16 protein-coding genes are annotated in these 17,026 nt (G+C 37.5%); 4 read left to right on the top strand and 12 right to left on the bottom strand.

The features are described 5' to 3' along the window. Positions 1–155: 155 nt before the first annotated feature. Positions 156–1,466, top strand: coding sequence for a copper amine oxidase N-terminal domain-containing protein (locus BN358_RS17240; protein ID WP_019229780.1), 1,311 nt, complete (start codon positions 156–158; stop codon positions 1,464–1,466). Between the two features lie 47 nt (positions 1,467–1,513). On the opposite strand, the gene BN358_RS17245 is transcribed toward BN358_RS17240, so the two are convergent. From BN358_RS17245 to BN358_RS17275, 8 genes are all read right to left on the bottom strand, one after another. After that, complete coding sequence (locus BN358_RS17245; protein ID WP_019229781.1) at positions 1,514–2,236, bottom strand: beta-ketoacyl-ACP reductase; 723 nt, start codon at positions 2,234–2,236, stop codon at positions 1,514–1,516. Further along, complete coding sequence (locus tag BN358_RS17250; protein ID WP_019229782.1) at positions 2,223–2,858, bottom strand: flavodoxin family protein; 636 nt, start codon at positions 2,856–2,858, stop codon at positions 2,223–2,225. Before BN358_RS17250 ends, BN358_RS17245 begins: the two co-directional genes overlap by 14 nt. Positions 2,859–2,861: 3 nt before the next feature. Beyond that, positions 2,862–3,863 (bottom strand): 3-oxoacyl-ACP synthase, encoded by a 1,002-nt coding sequence (locus tag BN358_RS17255; protein ID WP_019229783.1) that lies wholly within the window; start codon positions 3,861–3,863, stop codon positions 2,862–2,864. 9 nt (positions 3,864–3,872) lie between these two features. Continuing rightward, positions 3,873–4,571, bottom strand: a complete 699-nt coding sequence (locus BN358_RS22540) for a class I adenylate-forming enzyme family protein (RefSeq protein ID WP_198018514.1) — start codon at positions 4,569–4,571, stop codon at positions 3,873–3,875. Then, complete coding sequence (locus tag BN358_RS22545) at positions 4,516–5,436, bottom strand: AMP-binding protein (protein ID WP_019229785.1); 921 nt, start codon at positions 5,434–5,436, stop codon at positions 4,516–4,518. The genes BN358_RS22540 and BN358_RS22545 overlap by 56 nt, the downstream gene beginning before the upstream one ends. 55 nt (positions 5,437–5,491) lie before the next feature. Further along, positions 5,492–6,985, bottom strand: a complete 1,494-nt coding sequence (locus tag BN358_RS17265) for a hypothetical protein (protein WP_019229786.1) — start codon at positions 6,983–6,985, stop codon at positions 5,492–5,494. Beyond that, a complete protein-coding gene (locus BN358_RS17270; protein ID WP_019229787.1) occupies positions 6,982–7,440 on the bottom strand; it encodes a hypothetical protein in 459 nt (152 codons plus the stop codon). Before BN358_RS17270 ends, BN358_RS17265 begins: the two co-directional genes overlap by 4 nt. Positions 7,441–7,612: 172 nt before the next feature. Next, entirely contained in the window at positions 7,613–8,218 is a 606-nt protein-coding gene (locus BN358_RS17275; RefSeq protein ID WP_019229788.1) for a TetR/AcrR family transcriptional regulator, read from the bottom strand. A 158-nt stretch (positions 8,219–8,376) separates the two neighbouring features. On the opposite strand from BN358_RS17275, the gene BN358_RS17280 reads away from it, so the two are divergent. Beyond that, positions 8,377–9,558, top strand: a complete 1,182-nt coding sequence (locus tag BN358_RS17280; RefSeq protein WP_019229789.1) for a glycoside hydrolase family 3 protein — start codon at positions 8,377–8,379, stop codon at positions 9,556–9,558. 82 nt (positions 9,559–9,640) lie between these two features. Here BN358_RS17280 and BN358_RS17285 read toward each other — a convergent pair whose 3' ends face one another. After that, positions 9,641–10,228, bottom strand: coding sequence for an HD domain-containing protein (locus tag BN358_RS17285; RefSeq protein WP_019229790.1), 588 nt, complete (start codon positions 10,226–10,228; stop codon positions 9,641–9,643). Positions 10,229–10,406: 178 nt separating this feature from the next. Here BN358_RS17285 and BN358_RS22550 point away from each other — a divergent pair, with 178 nt between their 5' ends. Both BN358_RS22550 and BN358_RS17295 read left to right on the top strand, forming a co-directional pair. Next, positions 10,407–12,128, top strand: a complete 1,722-nt coding sequence (locus BN358_RS22550; protein ID WP_019229791.1) for a stalk domain-containing protein — start codon at positions 10,407–10,409, stop codon at positions 12,126–12,128. Between the two features lie 9 nt (positions 12,129–12,137). Then, complete coding sequence (locus BN358_RS17295; RefSeq protein WP_019229792.1) at positions 12,138–12,515, top strand: DUF2500 domain-containing protein; 378 nt, start codon at positions 12,138–12,140, stop codon at positions 12,513–12,515. A gap of 84 nt (positions 12,516–12,599) precedes the next feature. On the opposite strand, the gene BN358_RS17300 is transcribed toward BN358_RS17295, so the two are convergent. From BN358_RS17300 to BN358_RS17310, 3 genes are all read right to left on the bottom strand, one after another. Continuing rightward, the gene (locus BN358_RS17300) at positions 12,600–13,373 is read right to left on the bottom strand and encodes a MurR/RpiR family transcriptional regulator (protein WP_019229793.1); all 774 of its coding nucleotides are present in this window, start codon (positions 13,371–13,373) and stop codon (positions 12,600–12,602) included. Between the two features lie 80 nt (positions 13,374–13,453). Then, a complete protein-coding gene (locus BN358_RS17305; protein WP_019229794.1) occupies positions 13,454–15,394 on the bottom strand; it encodes an FAD-dependent oxidoreductase in 1,941 nt (646 codons plus the stop codon). Between the two features lie 205 nt (positions 15,395–15,599). After that, a complete protein-coding gene (locus BN358_RS17310) occupies positions 15,600–16,832 on the bottom strand; it encodes a S41 family peptidase (RefSeq protein WP_019229795.1) in 1,233 nt (410 codons plus the stop codon). Positions 16,833–17,026: the final 194 nt, after the last annotated feature.

The raw sequence follows: 17,026 nt of genomic DNA on the forward strand, positions 1-17,026 counted from the left end.
CATATGTTCTTATTGTTTCAATACTAAAAATAAAAAACCCTAATTTTTGTAATAGTTTACAAATTAATCAAATAATTATATTAAAGTATTGATTTTGCATTGATATTAATATATCATGTAAAAGGACGAATATTCAAATATATGGAGGGAATATAATGAAAAAAATCGTTTTTGTTTTAAGTCTAGTATTAGTTTTAATTTTTACGTCAGTAACCGCATTTGCTGACACAACAAATGAAATTATAATAAGCATTGATTCAACAAAAGTTGAATTTAATGATAGTTTGGGATTTCCGTTTGTTGACGAAAACAGCAGAACACTGGTTCCGTTTAGAGCTGCTCTTGAGAAATTCGGTGCAACTGTTGAGTGGAACAATGAAAGCCGCAGTGCTGTTGCTGTAAAAGGCGACATTAAAGTCGAGGTTCCTGTGGAACAAAACTACATAATGAAAAACGGCGAAAAAATTGCTACAGACACAGCCGCAAAAATAGTAAACGGAAGAACATATCTTCCAATAAGAGCAGTCATTGAAGCATTCGGATCCTCAGTTGAATGGGATCAGGCTCTTAACACAGTGGTTATAACAACAACACCAGTAGATGCTGCTGCTATATTTACAGAAGCAAACAACAAGTCATATGACTGGAAAAACTATGATGCAACTGCAGAAATGCACATGTCAATGAACGTTCCTGATGATGCAGGAAGTGTTCAGGCAATGCACATGAAAATGAACATGCTCATGACAATCTTCACAAACCCAATGAAAGCAAAAATCACTGCAGACATGGTTATGGACGTAATGGGACAACAAATGTCACAACCAGTTATGCAAATGTACTTGTCAGCTGATGACAAAGGCTACACAACTTACATGGGAATGCCTGACAGCCAAGGTGCCTTGACATGGATGAAGTCAACAGTTGAAGATGAAATGTTTGCAATGCTCATGAAATATGACCATGATAAAATCGAAGCAAACAAGGAACTCATGAAGAAATACATCAAAGATGTAAAATACTTCGGCAAATATACTGATGATGCAGGAAGAACACTTTTAAGAATGCAGTACTCAATGTCAACAGAAATATACAAGGATTTGCTTGGCGGATATGTTGAAGGACTTTCAGCTTCAATGAGCGAACAAGAAGAAATGACTGCAAAGATGCTTGATGAACTTGTATCCGGAAACATGGGAGACCTTACTTTCGTAGTATACGTTGATGAAGCAACAAAAGAAATTGTTAAATACGAAATGGACTTAAGCCAGATGATATCAGGTATGATGTCAGGAATGACAGACATGCTCGGCGACATGTCAGAATCTGACAAGGCAATGCTTAACAGCATGAAGGTAACAATGGTTATGGAAATTTCAAATGTAAACAAGGCAACAGACTTTGAAATCCCAGAAGAAGCTTTGAACGCTCCTGAAATGCCAACAACTGAAGAAACAGCTCAATAAAAAAATCGGAGGATCGGCATAGGTCCTCCTTTTTTTATCTCTTAAATTTAAAGCCTCAAGCCTCCGTTTACAGAAATCACTTGTCCGGTAATATATGAAGATTCGCTGCACGCAAGAAACAATACGGCATTGGCAATTTCAACAGGCTCTCCAAGCCTTTTAAGCATAGTCTTTTCTCGTATGGATTCCAAAACCTTTTCAGGAACTGTAGCCATCATTTCCGTATTGGCATATCCTGGAGCCACTGCATTTACCCTGATATCTTCTCCTTTTCTTGAAAATTCCTTTGCCCATGTCTTTGTAAGACCTATTATTCCTGCTTTTGAAGCAGCATAGTTTGACTGACCTACATTTCCGTATTCTCCTACAACAGAAGATATGTTAATAATTGATCCGCTTCTGTTTTCCTTCATTGATGGCAAGACATGTTTTGTAAGGTTGAACACTGACTTTAAGTTTACATTCATGACAGCATCCCACATATCTTCAGTCATTTTTTCAATCAATGCATCCTTGGTAATTCCGGCATTATTAACAAGCACATCTATTTTACTATACTTTTTCATAACATAATCAACAAATATTTCAATTTCGCTTGCAGAGCACAAGTCAGCCTTATATCCTTCAACTCCGTCTTTTTCATAAAAAATATCTGAAATATCAAGAGCAATCACATTAGCTCCTTCATCTGCAAATAGTTCGCAAATGCACCTTCCTATGCCTCTGGCACCACCGGTGACAACTGCAACCTTATCCTTAAGCCTGTTCATAATTTACCTCTGAATTTAATTTTTTAATAACATCTACCATATTTCCCGCAAGTCTCGTCATTATTCCGATCCCTTCCTGGTCTTCCTTGGCATTATAAGCGCCACCCTTGCCTGCAACACCCACATTCCAGTAAGTATTGCCCACAATGATGCAGTCATTTGCAGCTGCCCAAAGCAAAATTTCAGCAAATGCAAAGTTCTGCCCTGCTCTCCTGGCAACTGTAACAGGAGCCACTATCTTGCCCGATAGAGCTGAACCTTTCCAATCGTAGCTTGATTTTGTTTCCTTCATTTCATTTTTAGCCCATCGCCCGGAAAATCCTGCTCTGTCAAGAACGCATTTCATTTCAGGAGTAATGCATGAATGATATACAGGAGAAGCAAGCAGCAAGCCGTCTGCTCTAGTTATCTTTTCAAAAATTTCCTGAAAATCATCCTCCTGAGTGCATTTTTTAGCATTAACGCATTCGTAACATGCTCTGCATCCGGATATTTTTTTCCCTGAAAGCTGTATAAGCTCAGTTTCCGCTCCTAGTTTTTCAGCTTCAGACAATGCTGTCTTCAAGTAATAGAAAGTGTTTCCTTCCATCCTTGGACTTGAACAAATTCCTAATATTTTCATATGCTACCCCCATCTCACAGCCGTAGCTGCCCATGTATAACCCGTTCCTGCTCCAAGCAGAACCGCAATTTTTCCTTTTTTAAGCCTTCCTTTTTTTTCACCTTCCGTTAAAGATATAAATGCATCTGCAGACTGACAGTGCCCATATTCTTCAAGCACAAAAGAATTATCTTCAGTGAGATTATATTTCTCCAGTATTTTTTCAAGTATTGACCTCTTCATGAATATTGGAGCAACGAAACCTATGTCTTTGTCCGTATATCCGCTCTTTTTAATAGACTTTGCTATTACGCTGTTAAAATTGTCAAGTGTTATAGGATCAAGCCTTTTTTTCATGGATTGAATGTCAGGAACATTTAAAAACTTGTCATTGCATTTTATGTCTGCATTTGTTTTAAAATTCCTGCAGCCTACTCCGAATACAGCCACATCCTCTGCAAATTGACCATCACTTATCATGTGTGTCTCCAGAATTACATTTTTATCAAGACCCTTTTCCAAGAGAACTGCAGCAGCACCATCACCAAAATTGAACATGAATCTTGAATTATGATTTTTATAATTTATAATCTGAGTTTCCTTTGAAGAAGATACAAGAAGCACATGATTTATACTGTCATCACAAAGCATTATGCTCTTTAATATTTTCAGAGAATAAACACCTGCTGAGCACAACGAATGAATTTCAAATGCATTGGCATTGACTGCTCCTATTTCATGCTGAATTTTAGCTGCACAGTTAAACAGGTAGTAATCTTTATACTCACTTCCGCAGTATACAACCAAGTCAAGCTTTTTTGGATCAAAACCTTCAATTGCTCTTTTAGCTGCTTCAATTCCCATGAAGGACACTGTTTCATCCTGACTCGCTTCATGAACATGAACTATTCCGAATTTTTCTCGGATAACATCTTCAGGTATTCCGGAAAGTTCTGCTATCTTTGCACTGTCTTTTATTTTAGGCGGCACATAGATTCCTATATTCTTTATGCCTACGATGTCCATGTCAACCTCCTAATCGTCGCACTTTCCGTACAGCTCCGTTATTTTTGATACTACAATCTTGCCCACATTGTTTTTAGGAATATCATCAACAAACTTAATGTACTTTGGTATTTTATAGCCAGCAAGTTTGTTTCTTAAAACACTTTGTATTTCACCTTTAGTTATTGAAGCATTTGCCTTCAGTGATACAACAGCCTTCCCTACTTCTCCCCACTTTTCATCGGGAACACCGAATACGCATACTTCCTGTACTTGAGGTATTTCATATATTGCGCTTTCTATTTCAGGTGGAAACACATTTTCTCCGCCGCTTATGAACATGTTTTTCTTTCTGCCAACAATGTAGTAGTAACCGTCTTCATCGACCGTGGCCATATCTCCGGTATATACCCACCCTCCATCAAGAGTCTTTTTTGTTTCTTTTTCGTTGTTCCAATACCCTGAGAATATTTGAGGTCCGCTCCACAACAGTTCACCAACTTCATTTGCTCCAACTTCATTGCCACTATCATCAACAACCTTTGTTATTGTCATATACATTGGCTTGCCTACGGATGCATACTTTGACTTAATAGTCTCATCCGCCATAAACTGCGGTGTGCTTGAAAGATTATTTGGACCTGCTTCAGTCATTCCATAGCCAAGAACAAATTTAATTTTTTTGTTTCCAGAACCTTTCCATGATGTTGATAGGAGTGGGTGCAGCACCTGCCATAACCCATTTGAGACTTGATAGATCAGCATTTTCAAACTCCGGCAAATCCGACATCATTCTAAATATTGTGGCGGCTCCAAAAAGAAGCGTAGTCTTTTCTTTTTCTATGACTTCAAGAGTGAGTCTGGGATCAAACTGTTTATTGATTATAATTCTTCCGCCGCAGTGCAGCAGAGGAAGAGTAAGAAGATTCCATCCTCCAGTATGATAAAGAGGAAGTATTATGAAAGCACTGTCTTCATAGTTCAGCCCCCATGTGCATATTTCATTCATAGCGTTGAAAATCAATGAATGATGAGAAATCATGCCACCCTTTGGAAGTCCTGTTGTTCCTCCTGTATGTATAATCAGATGAATGTCATCAAGGACAAGATCACTGCAAAAAACCATACTGTTGTTTTCATAGCTCATAATTTTCATATAATCTAATTCTTCACTTTTATCAGGTGTATCCTTCAGCACAACATATTTTTCAATGCTTGTTTTTTCCTTAAATTCCTCAACGGTGTTTTTAAAAATTTCTTCGTAAAACAATATTTTTGGACTTTCACTGTTTAAAAGTTTTTCAAATTCAGCTGCTGACAATCTGGCATTGTAAGGAATCAATACTGCCCCAAGTTTACCGGTTGCATAATATGCGTCTATAAGTTCAATTCTGTTTCTGGATATGAAAGCAACTCTATCTCCCTTTACAATACCAAGTTTGTCTTTCATGTAGTTTGCCAGCCTGTTGGCTCTGTCTTCCAAATCCTTATAGGTATAATGAACATTGTTATCCAGGTCGTAAACAGCTTCGCTGCTGCCGTTGATTCTTGCCCTGAAATACGAGTAGTTTCCTATCCATCCATTATTTATCATCACATACCTCCATAATTTTTTTGCAAGGAGGTGAATAACTCACCTCCCATCCATTTTATAAATCTATAACTGCCTGCAGCTTTCTGCTCAAGCCCTGTTCCTTTGTAATAAGCGACACTGCAACTGTGACTGCAATGCTTATGGTTATTACATTAAAGTACCACGGCAAAACTCCAGGCCACTTGAAGCCTGCAAAAGAAGCTATGTTTAAAGCAAGACCTGTTATACTTCCACACATAACACCTTTTTCGTTTGCTCTTTTCCACAAAAGTCCCAGCACAAACACAGGAAATGTAGCTGACATAAGTGTTCCCCATCCAAATGTTCCGAGAATTCCAACCATCTCACCTTGTGTTACAGAAAAAACTATTGATATGATACCGAGAACAAGCATTGAAATTCTTGAAATCTGAACTTGTTTCTTTGGCTCAAATTTAAAACCCAAAGCGCTTGGTATATCACGTGATACAACAGTTGAGCAAATTGAAAGGAACAAACTTGCAGATGACATTGCTGCAGCAAGAACTCCGGCATAAACAAACAGCTGTGCTGTTATTCCCGCATAATCAGCCATTGCATATATTGCTCTGTCTCCTTTTACAAGGGGATCAATTTTTCCTGTTGCAACAAGGTACAATGCACCGCTTGAAACAACCATTGTGAGCAATCCGACCATTGTGTGAGACAGTGCTGTATAAAGTCCCATCTTAGGCATGTCTCTTGGGTCCTTTAAAGCGTACATACGAGTGATAACCTGCGGCTGTCCCACAGTTCCAAGGATAGGAATAAGCATCCATGTCATAGCAACTGTCCTCGGCATGCTTCCCCACGCATTGAGCATATCAGGACTGAACTCTTTTGTTATTTCATTTGCTGTAACTGTCCCTGCCTGGGATGTAACTTTCAAAACTTCTCCAAAGCCCCCAGTGATATTAAAAAATGAAACTACTATTACTACACCGGCTATTACCATAACAAGCCCTTGAAAAGCCTGTGTCAATAGACCGCCAACTTCTCCGCTTATAGACATATACACTGCCAATACTCCAAATATTACAAATCCTGCAACGAGAGGGTCCCATCCCAGCAAATGCCCAAACAATTCAGAGCCTGCTTTTATTTGAGCTGCCAGATATGCTACACATCCTAAGAATAAAGTCAGTGACATTGTAATTTTAATAACCCTGTTGTTGTTATATCTCAAATCAGAAAGATCTCCCAGACTTGCAACTTTTCCTATTTCAGCCATTGCCCTTACTTTCTTGCCAAGTATCAAGTATGCCATTGCAAATGCAGCCGATGACAACATCCAGAATGCCATGGCATTTCCTGTTGAGTACATAAGTCCCGGAACTCCCACAAGGGCAAATGCACTTGCTACTGCTGCAGTGCTTGAAAGGCCCACTGTAAACGGTCCGAACATTCCGGTGCTTCCAAAATATGCTTCAGATGAAGTAACTTTCTTTTTAGCCCACCATCCTATAAAAAATGATACTGCAATCATAAGGAAAGAAAATGTCATAATTAAAGTTTTAGCAGTTGCGCTCATTGTGCTCCTCCTTTTTCTGTTTCATCAATGCTTGCGATTTTCTTGACAAAATCGTCCCAGTCCTTCTGGGAAAGCCATTCATCTTTTAAATTGTAATACATGATTGTTAACGTTAACATTCCGCCTATCCAATATCCCACAACTATTGATGCAAAAGAAGGATGAAAACCTAAGATTGTGAAAGAAGGCATTGCACCGGCAAACAAAGCAGCATAGTAATCAGCAAGTGTGAAACTTGCTATCCATATAACTGCCCATGGAATTAAACAGTAGAAAAACAGTTTTTTAGATAATATTCCTTGCTTGGCAATTCCAAGCATCATGTAAAGCAACATTAAAACTACTCCCAAGTACATAGAAACCAGATAGTAATCATTCCAGCCCAAAAAATTGATTGTTAGCCATAATATTGTTATCATTACAATTATAGCTGTTTTCTTGCTTGATAAATCCATTTCCAACCTCCTATATTTTTAATATGACACATGAGTCATGTTTCATAATTATTATATTATGGCTGGTATATTTTGTCAACGTTTTCTTTTCGACTTTTTATAAGTAAAAAATCAGCACATTAAGACTACTTAATGTGCTGCCAAATTTTTATTTAGTTTACTTAACAGAATCCTATGCTTCCTTACTTTTAAATGCGCCGTTTCGTATGAACTTCATTACTTCTTCCACAACTTCATCATAGTTGCTGCTTTTTCCGTCAAATTCAATTGACTTCAATGCTGTGAAATTTGCAATTCCTATAAGACAGTAGGACAATATAACAGGGTCGATGTCCGTCATTTCCCCTTTGGTCTGAGCTTTTACAATTCCTTTGACATAACCTTTAGAAAAAGATTCGTAATATTCCTTAAATAGTTCCATATCTACGAACTGAGCCTGCCAAACTATTTTAAAAAGTCCTATATGCTCGCCAACAAAGTTAAGGAATGTTTTTATTCCCATGTATTCTTCGTCATATCTGTCTTTGCTGACCTTGGTGTTAAACCTTATGCTGTCTTTTAATTCTTTCCCCAATTTATTAATCAAATAAACAAAGACGCTTTTTTTATCATTGAAATATATGTAAAACGTACCTTGAGCAATGCCTGCCTTCATTACTATATCAGTAATTCCAGTATCATAATAACCCTTTTCACTAAATAGCTCCTCGGCAGCCTTGCTAATTTTGTCTAACGTTTCCAATCCACGTTTAGTCTTAGGTTCATTCACTAATTCCATAATATCACCTGCTTTTTAATGATTGTAATTATAGCATTATTTTTAATTCAAGTCAATTTATTAACATTACAATTACAAATTGAACAAAATTAAAAATTGCTCGTCTAATATTTTGATATTTGTTAATATTAATAAGACAACAACCAAGGAGACAGAAAGTGAAAAAAATTATTATTTGTTTATTATGGACATTCGTTCTTTCAGGATGTTCCCTCATAAGAGAAATTCCAAGAGATGATCAAAACAACACCCCGGCACTGCCGCCCATAGAAGATACAGAGCCCTCGGAATCCGTTGAAACACCTGAGGAAGAAGATACAAGCCTTTTTCATGAATATAAAAATGAAGCCCAGGAATATTTGGATAAAATGACTCTTGAAGAAAAAATCGGACAGATGTTTCTTGTAAGGTGTCCCGAGGAAGAACAGTTTGATTCTTTCATGTCACTAAAACCCGGAGGATTCATATTGTTTGGAAGAGACTTTGAAGGAAAGACAAAGACTGAAGTAATTGATAATATCAGAAGCTATCAGGAAAAAAACAACATCCCAATGATTATAGGAGTAGACGAAGAAGGTGGCACAGTTGTAAGAGTGAGTTCCAATCCACTGCTTGCAGATGAGCGTTTCAAATCGCCTCAGGAACTGTATGAAATTGGAGGTTTTGATGAAATAAAAAAAGATGCTGCTAAAAAGTCAGCCTTACTTGCTGATTTGGGAATAAACCTTAATCTTGGACCCGTTGCCGATGTTTCAACTGATGCTGCTGATTTCATAAACAAGAGAGCTTACGGAAAATCCCCTGAAGAAACAGGCCTTTACGTGAAAACTGTTGTAGGTATTATGAAAATGAATAACATTTCAGCAACATTAAAGCATTTCCCCGGATATGGCAACAATTCAGACACCCATACAGGTTCTGCCTATGACAAAAGACCTTACAGCACATTCGAAGAAAGGGACTTCATCCCCTTTGAGGAAGGCATAAAGGCAGGAGCTGAAAGCATCCTTGTTTCACACAACGTTGTTGAAGCTATTGATCCTGCATTACCTGCTTCGCTGTCAAACAAAGTCATAGATATTTTAAGGAATGAAATGGAATTCACAGGTATTATAATGACTGATGATTTGTCCATGGGAGCTGTTTCGGAGCTGGCACTTGAAAATTCAACAGAAGCAACAGCAGTTCTTGCAGGCAACGACATGCTTATAGTCACAGATTATGAAAAAAGCTACAATTCATTGCTTGAAGCAGTAACAAACGGTGAAATATCTGAAGAAAGAATAAATGAATCAGTACTTAGAATTTTGGAATGGAAGTTTTATAAGAAGATTATGTGATTAATATATTAAAACACCGGGCGGACACAATGTCCGCCCATACAATATGTGGAAAATCAATGTTTGTCAATAGTTTGATATGTTACTCGGCATATTTTTTTTGCAGATATTCACTGCACATATTTTTAAGTTTATTTACTGCTTCAATATTTTCAGAGTTTGGTTTTCCCGCCATGTCTGCTCTTACAAGTTCCAGCATGTCGTCAAGCCTATGTTCTCCAACTGCATCAATGAATCTTTTTATTCCCTTTTCTTTGATTCCTGACACAATTTCCTTGATGTAATGATATCTGATAAGAGTTTTAACATCCATTATAAATTCATGGTCATAACCAAGCCTGTTAAGTATTTTTTCGCTGTCTTCAGCCGATTTTATGTGATGTCCGTAAAAATGCCCTCTGCCCTTTTCATCCACAGTAAAGCAGTCCGGTTTACCTATGTCGTGGAGAAGTGCAGCCATCCTCAGTTTCAAATTAGGTTTTATGCTGTCAAGAACCGCCATGGTGTGATCAAGCACATCCTTGTCATGGTAAGGAGTATGCTGTTCAAAGCCCTTAAGTTTTGAAAGTTCAGGAATTATGTTGTTAATTTCCCCGTTTTCAATAAGTTCATATATCCCGGCGGAAGGAACTTCCATCATTAAAATATTATTTAAAATATTTTTATACATTTTTTCTCCTTTTTTGAAACTTTTTCTAAATATTAAACGTCTAATAAAATGCGGCGTACAATGTTCGTCAATTTATAATACAATAAATTATATTATGTTTCAACATGATGTTTATAATGCTTTAAATTTGCCGCAAAATAGTATATAATGGTTTTATGAAGAACGGGAAGGTGATTAGATGAAAAGAACCATTTTAAAAACAACTGTAAGCTCTTTATTGATTTTTATTGCTGCTTTTTCCCTTGAAGCTTATGGTGTTGTTTATGAAGCTGACACTTATGAAAAACTGGAAAATGTTCTATTTGAGCAAATGAAAAATTACAATCAAGACATAGAAATCAAATATACAGGAACAATTGATAGCATTGAAGAAATAATTCAAGATGCTGTAGACAAAGATATATATGTCAATTCAAACATTAAGTCAGCAAGCTGGACAATAACCGAATACCCGCGCTCAAAAACCGCCAACATCAATGTGGAAATCAACTACATTATAACTGGATCAAAAAGACTTGAAGCTGACAAAAAAATAGACATAATACTTTCAGAAATAATAGATCCTTCCATGAATGATCATGAAAAGGTTAAGTCTGTCCATGATTATATTGTGCAAAATGGCATGTATGACTCCACTTTTCAATATTATTCTGATTACGACCTGCTGATGGAAGGAAAATCCGTTTGCAACGGATATGCCCTGCTTGCATACAACATGATAGAAAAGCTTGGAATCCCTGTTAAGCTTGTATCAGGAACAGGGCACGGAGAACCCCACATCTGGAACATGGTAAAGCTTGGTGAACACTGGTTCCACATGGACACTACATGGGATGATCCACTGCCTGACAATGGTACAGTATCATACAGTTACTACATGCTTACAGACAACGAAATATTAAAAGACCATACAATAGATGAAAATTTAGTTTTGCCTCAAAGTACAAAAAGATACTTTGATTATCTCACAGAGCTTGGTTATGACAAACTTCTCACGGAAACTGGACTCGACATATACATGGCTGAAAACACCGCCAAGGATGAAAACGAGTTAAGAACTATACTGGAAAGAAAAATCAAGTATCATCCACTTAAAATTTCAGTAAGAGTGAGCAAGACTCTTTCCCAGGAAAGCCTCAATGCTGCAATGTCTAATTTGTTCCGTAACGATTTCATATCTGAAATTGGATATGGACAGCTTAACAGCGATTCAACCTGTGAATGCAACGTGCTTAATTTGTACCTGAAGTACAAGGAAACACCAGATAAAATTGCGTTTGATTTTTCTGACAAGGTATACAACACGGCAACAAGGGTAAACTTCAACGTTTATGCAATTTACGGAAACAGAAAAATAAACATCACAGACAATGTTCTCATATATCCTTATGATAAGGAAGGAATAAGTATATCAAACGGTACACTTTCATTTAAAGATTCAGGAAGCTACAACATAGATTTTGAATTCCAGGGAATTAAAGAAACAACTTCAATATCAGCATTAAGTTCAAGTGCCTTTGAATACATAACAGACAAGAAAACAGAAAATCCTGTTAATGTGAAAATCTACAACCAATATATTGACTTCAGCTCAATCAGCCAATGGCCATTCATTGAGAACGGAAGAACAATGGTTCCTTTAAGAGCAGTATTTGAAGTGATGAACTGCAAGGTAAGCTGGGACACTGCAACGTCAACAGCAGTTGTAGAAAAAGACGGCACTAAAATATTGATACCTGCAAACAGCAACACAGCATATATAAACGGAACAGCAAAGGCTCTGGACGTTCCGGCAAAGCTTGTTAACAACCGCATAATGGTTCCATTGAGATTCATAAGCGAAGCAATAGACAAGACAGTTATTTGGGACAATGCGGAACGAACCGTATTAATATATTAAGGAGGATATATGGACTTCATTAATTCATACAATCCTTTTGGGCTTATGTTCACTCTGTTTCCCATAATGTTCATAATAGTTTTCGGAGTGATCATATTTTCAATAGTAAAAAACATATCAGTAAATATGCACAACAACAAGCAGCCTGTAATACCTGTTGAAGCAAAAGTAGTGACAAAGAGATACAACGTATCCACCCACCACAATTCGGCAGACAACAACATGCATCATTCAAGCAGCACATTTTATTATGTGACCTTTGAGCTGAACAACGGAGAAAGGCTTGAATTCCCTGTTCCATCATACGAATTCGGTATGCTGGTTGAAGGTGACAGCGGAACATTGTCATTCCAGGGAACAAGATTTGTAAGTTTCATAAGAATGTAACGGATAACATAAAGGTACAGCTTCCGCTGTACCTTTTATAATGCTTTAGTTTATTTTATAATTAATAACAAGACTTTCATGTTATTACTTCTGACGAAATGCCAGGGCAATTATATTGATATAAATATTCATCAGAATGTTATCCTGCTCCGTGCCATTCCCCTCGAATAAAAACGAGTAATCAGCAAGTGATGATAATGGATGGATTGTACTGTTTGTAACAAGAACCACTTTTTTAATCTTATCCTTTCCGGATATTATCCCATTTTTGTACACATTGTCCCCTAACCTGCAGTACTGTGTGTAGAAAACAATCGTATTATCTTCAATGGAATTTAGCTCTTCATACTGGTAATTGGGATCCATAAATGCGCTGTTATCTATTCCGCGCAAAGTCAAATCCATTTGCAGCCTCCATACTCCCTGAGGTATGGGGCAGCCTAAAAACACAACCTTCCTGCATGAATTTATGTCTTCCACCAATTTCTTGATTTGTTCCTTATCAATTGATTCATGTAAAGATGTTATTCTCTCCTGCAATGTGTTTATATAGTAATCTATGCTGGACTCTGTGGTGCTCCTTGCTGATTGCATGGGAATATAATTACCGTCAAACATGTAGTTGTCCTTAGTCTGGCTGGCCAACAGCGGCAGCTTTGAAACAGTCATAGGATATCCCATCATCCTGAAAAATCGATTCAACGTAGACAGCGAAACATTACATAAGTCCGCTATTTCAGCAGATGTCATGGTATCCAGCAATCTGTAGTTTTTTACAAGGCATGTTGCCACGCTGTGAAAAATGCTTTTGTGGTCATAAGTATTGTACATTTGTATAAGTCCCAGCAAGTTTATCATTGTATTCCTCCAGAAGAAATAACTCATAGAAATTGTAAATTGTTAACATTATATCATTTTATATATCAGATTTAAAGAAATTATTTATTCATATAATCAATTGCGTTCTGACCGGCCAATCTTCCAGAAGTATATGCAAATCCTAATGTTCCTCCTTCAAAATTCACATAGGATTTTCCATACATTCCGCCTGCATCTGCTCCTGCAACATAAAGTCCCGGAATAGCAGCACCATTTCCGTCAACTGCTTCAATCTTTTCATTGATTGCCACACCACCAAGAGTGCTTAAATTACGGGCAACATACTTCACTGCATAGTATGGTCCTTTTTGTACAGGTACAAGCCTGTTTGTGTCGGAATAAAACATGTCATCTTTTCCTGACTGTATTGCAGTATTGTATTGTTCAACACTTTCAGTAAAAGTGCCTGCATCTATTCCCATGTTTTGTGCCAGTTCTTCCAATGTGTTTCCCTTGAAAACAACACCTGTGTTTGAAGCTGATTTCAGCAAAGGAGCGTAATCTTTTGGCGTATTTTCTTTTTCAATGAGCTCATCGGTATCGTTAGGCTCATTAAACTCCATGTAGAAATTTCTGTTATCTTTAAATGTTCCAAAGTGATCTTCCACTGAAACGTAACCCTTTTCAGCAATCTGTTCCAGTATGCCTGTATCCAAAACCAAGTACTCAGTTTGATTTGGCTGCATATGAACCTGCGCTCCGTGGGTTGCAAAATCAGTTACTGTTGTTTCATCACAATATCTTTGTCCAAGTTTGTTAACCCTTAAGTGAGGATAAAAAGTAAAATCCGTCAATGAAAAGAAATCATCGCCCACTGCACCGATTAAAGCTCCAAATTCTTCTCCTGTAAATGTCTCCCAAAAATAATGGGCTGTTGCAGTGCCGTATTCTGCTGCTCCGGCGCTCCACGCCATTTTAATTCCATCGCCTGTGCAAGAAGCCACTTCACCGATTGTATACTTGTCTCCAAACTGTTCCTTAAGCATTTCCTGATTTCCGCCAAAACCGCCTGTTGCTATTATAACAGCCTTTGCATTCACCTTTAGTTTGCTTCCGTCTTCTTTTGTGGCAATGACTCCAGTAACCTTGCCGCTTGCATCTGTAAGCAGTTCAGTAGCCGGAGTAGAAAACATTACAGTTCCATTGTTACCTTCAAATTGCTTTATAAGCTTTGTGATGGCAGCTATACCTCCTTCATTGTATCCGTGCAAAGTAGAAGGTCTTCCTACATTTGCAAAACTGAATCCGCTTCCTGCATCCACCAGATTTAACTGCATACCGTTTTCTATAAGCCAGTCAACTGTTTCACTGGATTCATCAATAATAGTTCGAACAAGTACAGAATTCATATATCCTGCAGAAGCCTTCATGTATTCATCAAAAATCCAGTTCTTGTCTACAGTCTTTCCGGCTTCTTTCTGCAATGAGCTTTCAGCTGCAAACATTCCGCCTGCCAGTGTTCCTGCTCCCATTGGGCTTGCTGTTTTTTCAAGCAGTAACACACTGTCTGACCCTTCACTTGCAGCCAGTGCTGCAGAACTTCCTGCAGCTCCTGCTCCAACAACTACCACATCATAAGATACTTCTTCAACTTTGTCAGAAACTGCATTCACTGTTGCTGCCTTTAATGAATCCACATCTCCTCCTGCCTGCTTCACACAATCCTCCACTGCTGTTAAAATTGCCTGGCTTGTAATTGTGGCACCGCTGACAGTATCAATTGCCAAAGATTGATTTGACACTATCTTTTCAGGAATACTTTTTACCGGAGCATCTGCTATTCCGGCAGTTTCCTTATGTTCAAGTATTTTTACCGCCTGGATTTTATCACCTGTGAATGTTGTTTCTACTTTAACTTCTCCATTTTTACCGTTTGCACTTGCAGTGTAAGTTCCTGCCTTGTAAACAGACTTGCTCTCCTGTGACCCGCATGCAGCTAATGAAAGCACCATTACTATGCACAACAAAATCACACTGATTCTTCTCATTATTTTTTTCATTTAAGTCCTCCCTATAAATTAAAATGCGCTAAGCTATGCCTGCAGTGATAATTTTATCACAAATAATATGTGCATTTTATTCTAGGTAGGCATGTATTCGTCTGTTTCAGACTAATTTAATCTGATTCAGACATATATGGACTTTCATTATGTTCATATAAAACAGCTCAAAATAAATGAGCACCCTTTCGGGTGCCCATTATGCTTATTGATTCAATTTTCCCTTTAAAACTTCAACAGCCTTTTGAAGCTGATTGTCTGTTTTGTAGAATTCATATCCGTATCCTTCTGCGTCTTCAGGCAATACAGATTCTATATCAGGCTCTATTCCTATGCCGTGAATGTTGATTCCGTTTGGAGTGAAGTATTCTGAAACAGTCATTTTTATTCCTTCACCTTCATTGCCAAACCTTTGAACTCTTTGAACAATTCCCTTACCGAAAGATTTTGTTCCGATCAATGTTGCTCTCTTTGTATCCTTTAATGCTCCTGCCATGATTTCAGAAGCACTTGCACTTCCTTCATTGATAAGAAGCACTACAGGAATATCTTCAGCTTTTGAATCTGATTTGAAATATTCCATTTCTCCTGATTTTGTCTTGGTGTAAGTGACAACTCCTTCGCCCATGAACATATCGGAGATTTCAACAGTGGCATCTATAATTCCTCCAGGGTTGTATCTTAAATCTATTACAAGGCTCTTCATTCCCTTAGCCTTCAAATCCGCATAAGCTTTTTTGAAATCTTCGGCAGTCTGCATGTCAAAAGTTGTGATTCTTATGTATCCAATACCGTCTTCAAGCATTGCAGGCTTTATTGTCTTGATTCTTATTGTTTCTCTGTTTATAACAACATCAGAAACAGAATTGCTGCCGTCAGAATTTTCTCTTTGAATAGTCAGCGTCACGCTTGTTCCCGGCAAACCCTTCATTACATTAACAGCTGCATCAATTTGATCTGCTGTGTATTCAGTTCCGTTAATTCTTACTACCTTATCACCTGTTTTTAATCCTGCCTTCTCTGCAGGTGTGTCTTCAATCGGTGCAACAATCAGTATTTTATTGTCATCACTTGCTGTTATGTAAACACCTATTCCTTCATATGATCCTTCTGTGTCCTGCATCAATGCAGCAAAGTCTTCCTTTGATAAATACTGTGTGTAAGGATCTCCCAATGCTGCAAGCGTCCCTTCAAGTGCTCCTTCCAGCATTACTTCCTCATCAGCCTCATATAAGAAATCGCTTTTGGCAAGTTCCATGACACTTTCCTGTTTTGCATACTTGTCATACATATCCTTCATTTCGGTGTATGCTTCATCTGATAAAACCACCTTCTGTCCGATTTCAACCAGGAATACATTGCCCAGCGTCAAAGTCAAAAAAGCAGTAATTAAAACAACCACGATAATCGTAAGAATATATTTTTTTCTAGATACCATATACTCACTCCCGACAATTAATGTTAAGCCACTTTAAGCGCTTATACTTATTTATATGCTGCTTTGTACTATTTTATAATATAAATTAGTACAATTGCAATAATTACATACAGCTGTTATTATAGCATAGTTTAAAAATAAATAAAATAATATTTTATCTTCAAGAACATATATTGCGGGAGTGATTAATAATA

This window comes from Sedimentibacter sp. B4 (assembly GCF_000309315.1).
Taxonomy (GTDB): Bacteria; Bacillota; Clostridia; order Tissierellales; family Sedimentibacteraceae; genus Sedimentibacter; species Sedimentibacter saalensis.

Excerpts from the sequence above, each read along its gene's own strand:
- BN358_RS22550 (WP_019229791.1), top strand. The coding sequence starts at position 10,407 with ATGAAAAGAACCATTTTAAAAACAACTGTAAGCTCTTTATTGATTTTT.
- BN358_RS17240 (WP_019229780.1), top strand. The coding sequence starts at position 156 with ATGAAAAAAATCGTTTTTGTTTTAAGTCTAGTATTAGTTTTAATTTTT.
- BN358_RS17275 (WP_019229788.1), bottom strand. The coding sequence starts at position 8,218 with ATGGAATTAGTGAATGAACCTAAGACTAAACGTGGATTGGAAACGTTA.
- BN358_RS17250 (WP_019229782.1), bottom strand. The coding sequence starts at position 2,858 with ATGAAAATATTAGGAATTTGTTCAAGTCCAAGGATGGAAGGAAACACT.
- BN358_RS17295 (WP_019229792.1), top strand. The coding sequence starts at position 12,138 with ATGGACTTCATTAATTCATACAATCCTTTTGGGCTTATGTTCACTCTG.
- BN358_RS17305 (WP_019229794.1), bottom strand. The coding sequence starts at position 15,394 with ATGAAAAAAATAATGAGAAGAATCAGTGTGATTTTGTTGTGCATAGTA.
- BN358_RS17310 (WP_019229795.1), bottom strand. The coding sequence starts at position 16,832 with ATGGTATCTAGAAAAAAATATATTCTTACGATTATCGTGGTTGTTTTA.
- BN358_RS17300 (WP_019229793.1), bottom strand. The coding sequence starts at position 13,373 with ATGATAAACTTGCTGGGACTTATACAAATGTACAATACTTATGACCAC.
- BN358_RS17245 (WP_019229781.1), bottom strand. The coding sequence starts at position 2,236 with ATGAACAGGCTTAAGGATAAGGTTGCAGTTGTCACCGGTGGTGCCAGA.
- BN358_RS17255 (WP_019229783.1), bottom strand. The coding sequence starts at position 3,863 with ATGGACATCGTAGGCATAAAGAATATAGGAATCTATGTGCCGCCTAAA.
- BN358_RS22545 (WP_019229785.1), bottom strand. The coding sequence starts at position 5,436 with ATGATAAATAATGGATGGATAGGAAACTACTCGTATTTCAGGGCAAGA.
- BN358_RS17285 (WP_019229790.1), bottom strand. The coding sequence starts at position 10,228 with ATGTATAAAAATATTTTAAATAATATTTTAATGATGGAAGTTCCTTCC.
- BN358_RS17270 (WP_019229787.1), bottom strand. The coding sequence starts at position 7,440 with ATGGATTTATCAAGCAAGAAAACAGCTATAATTGTAATGATAACAATA.
- BN358_RS17265 (WP_019229786.1), bottom strand. The coding sequence starts at position 6,985 with ATGAGCGCAACTGCTAAAACTTTAATTATGACATTTTCTTTCCTTATG.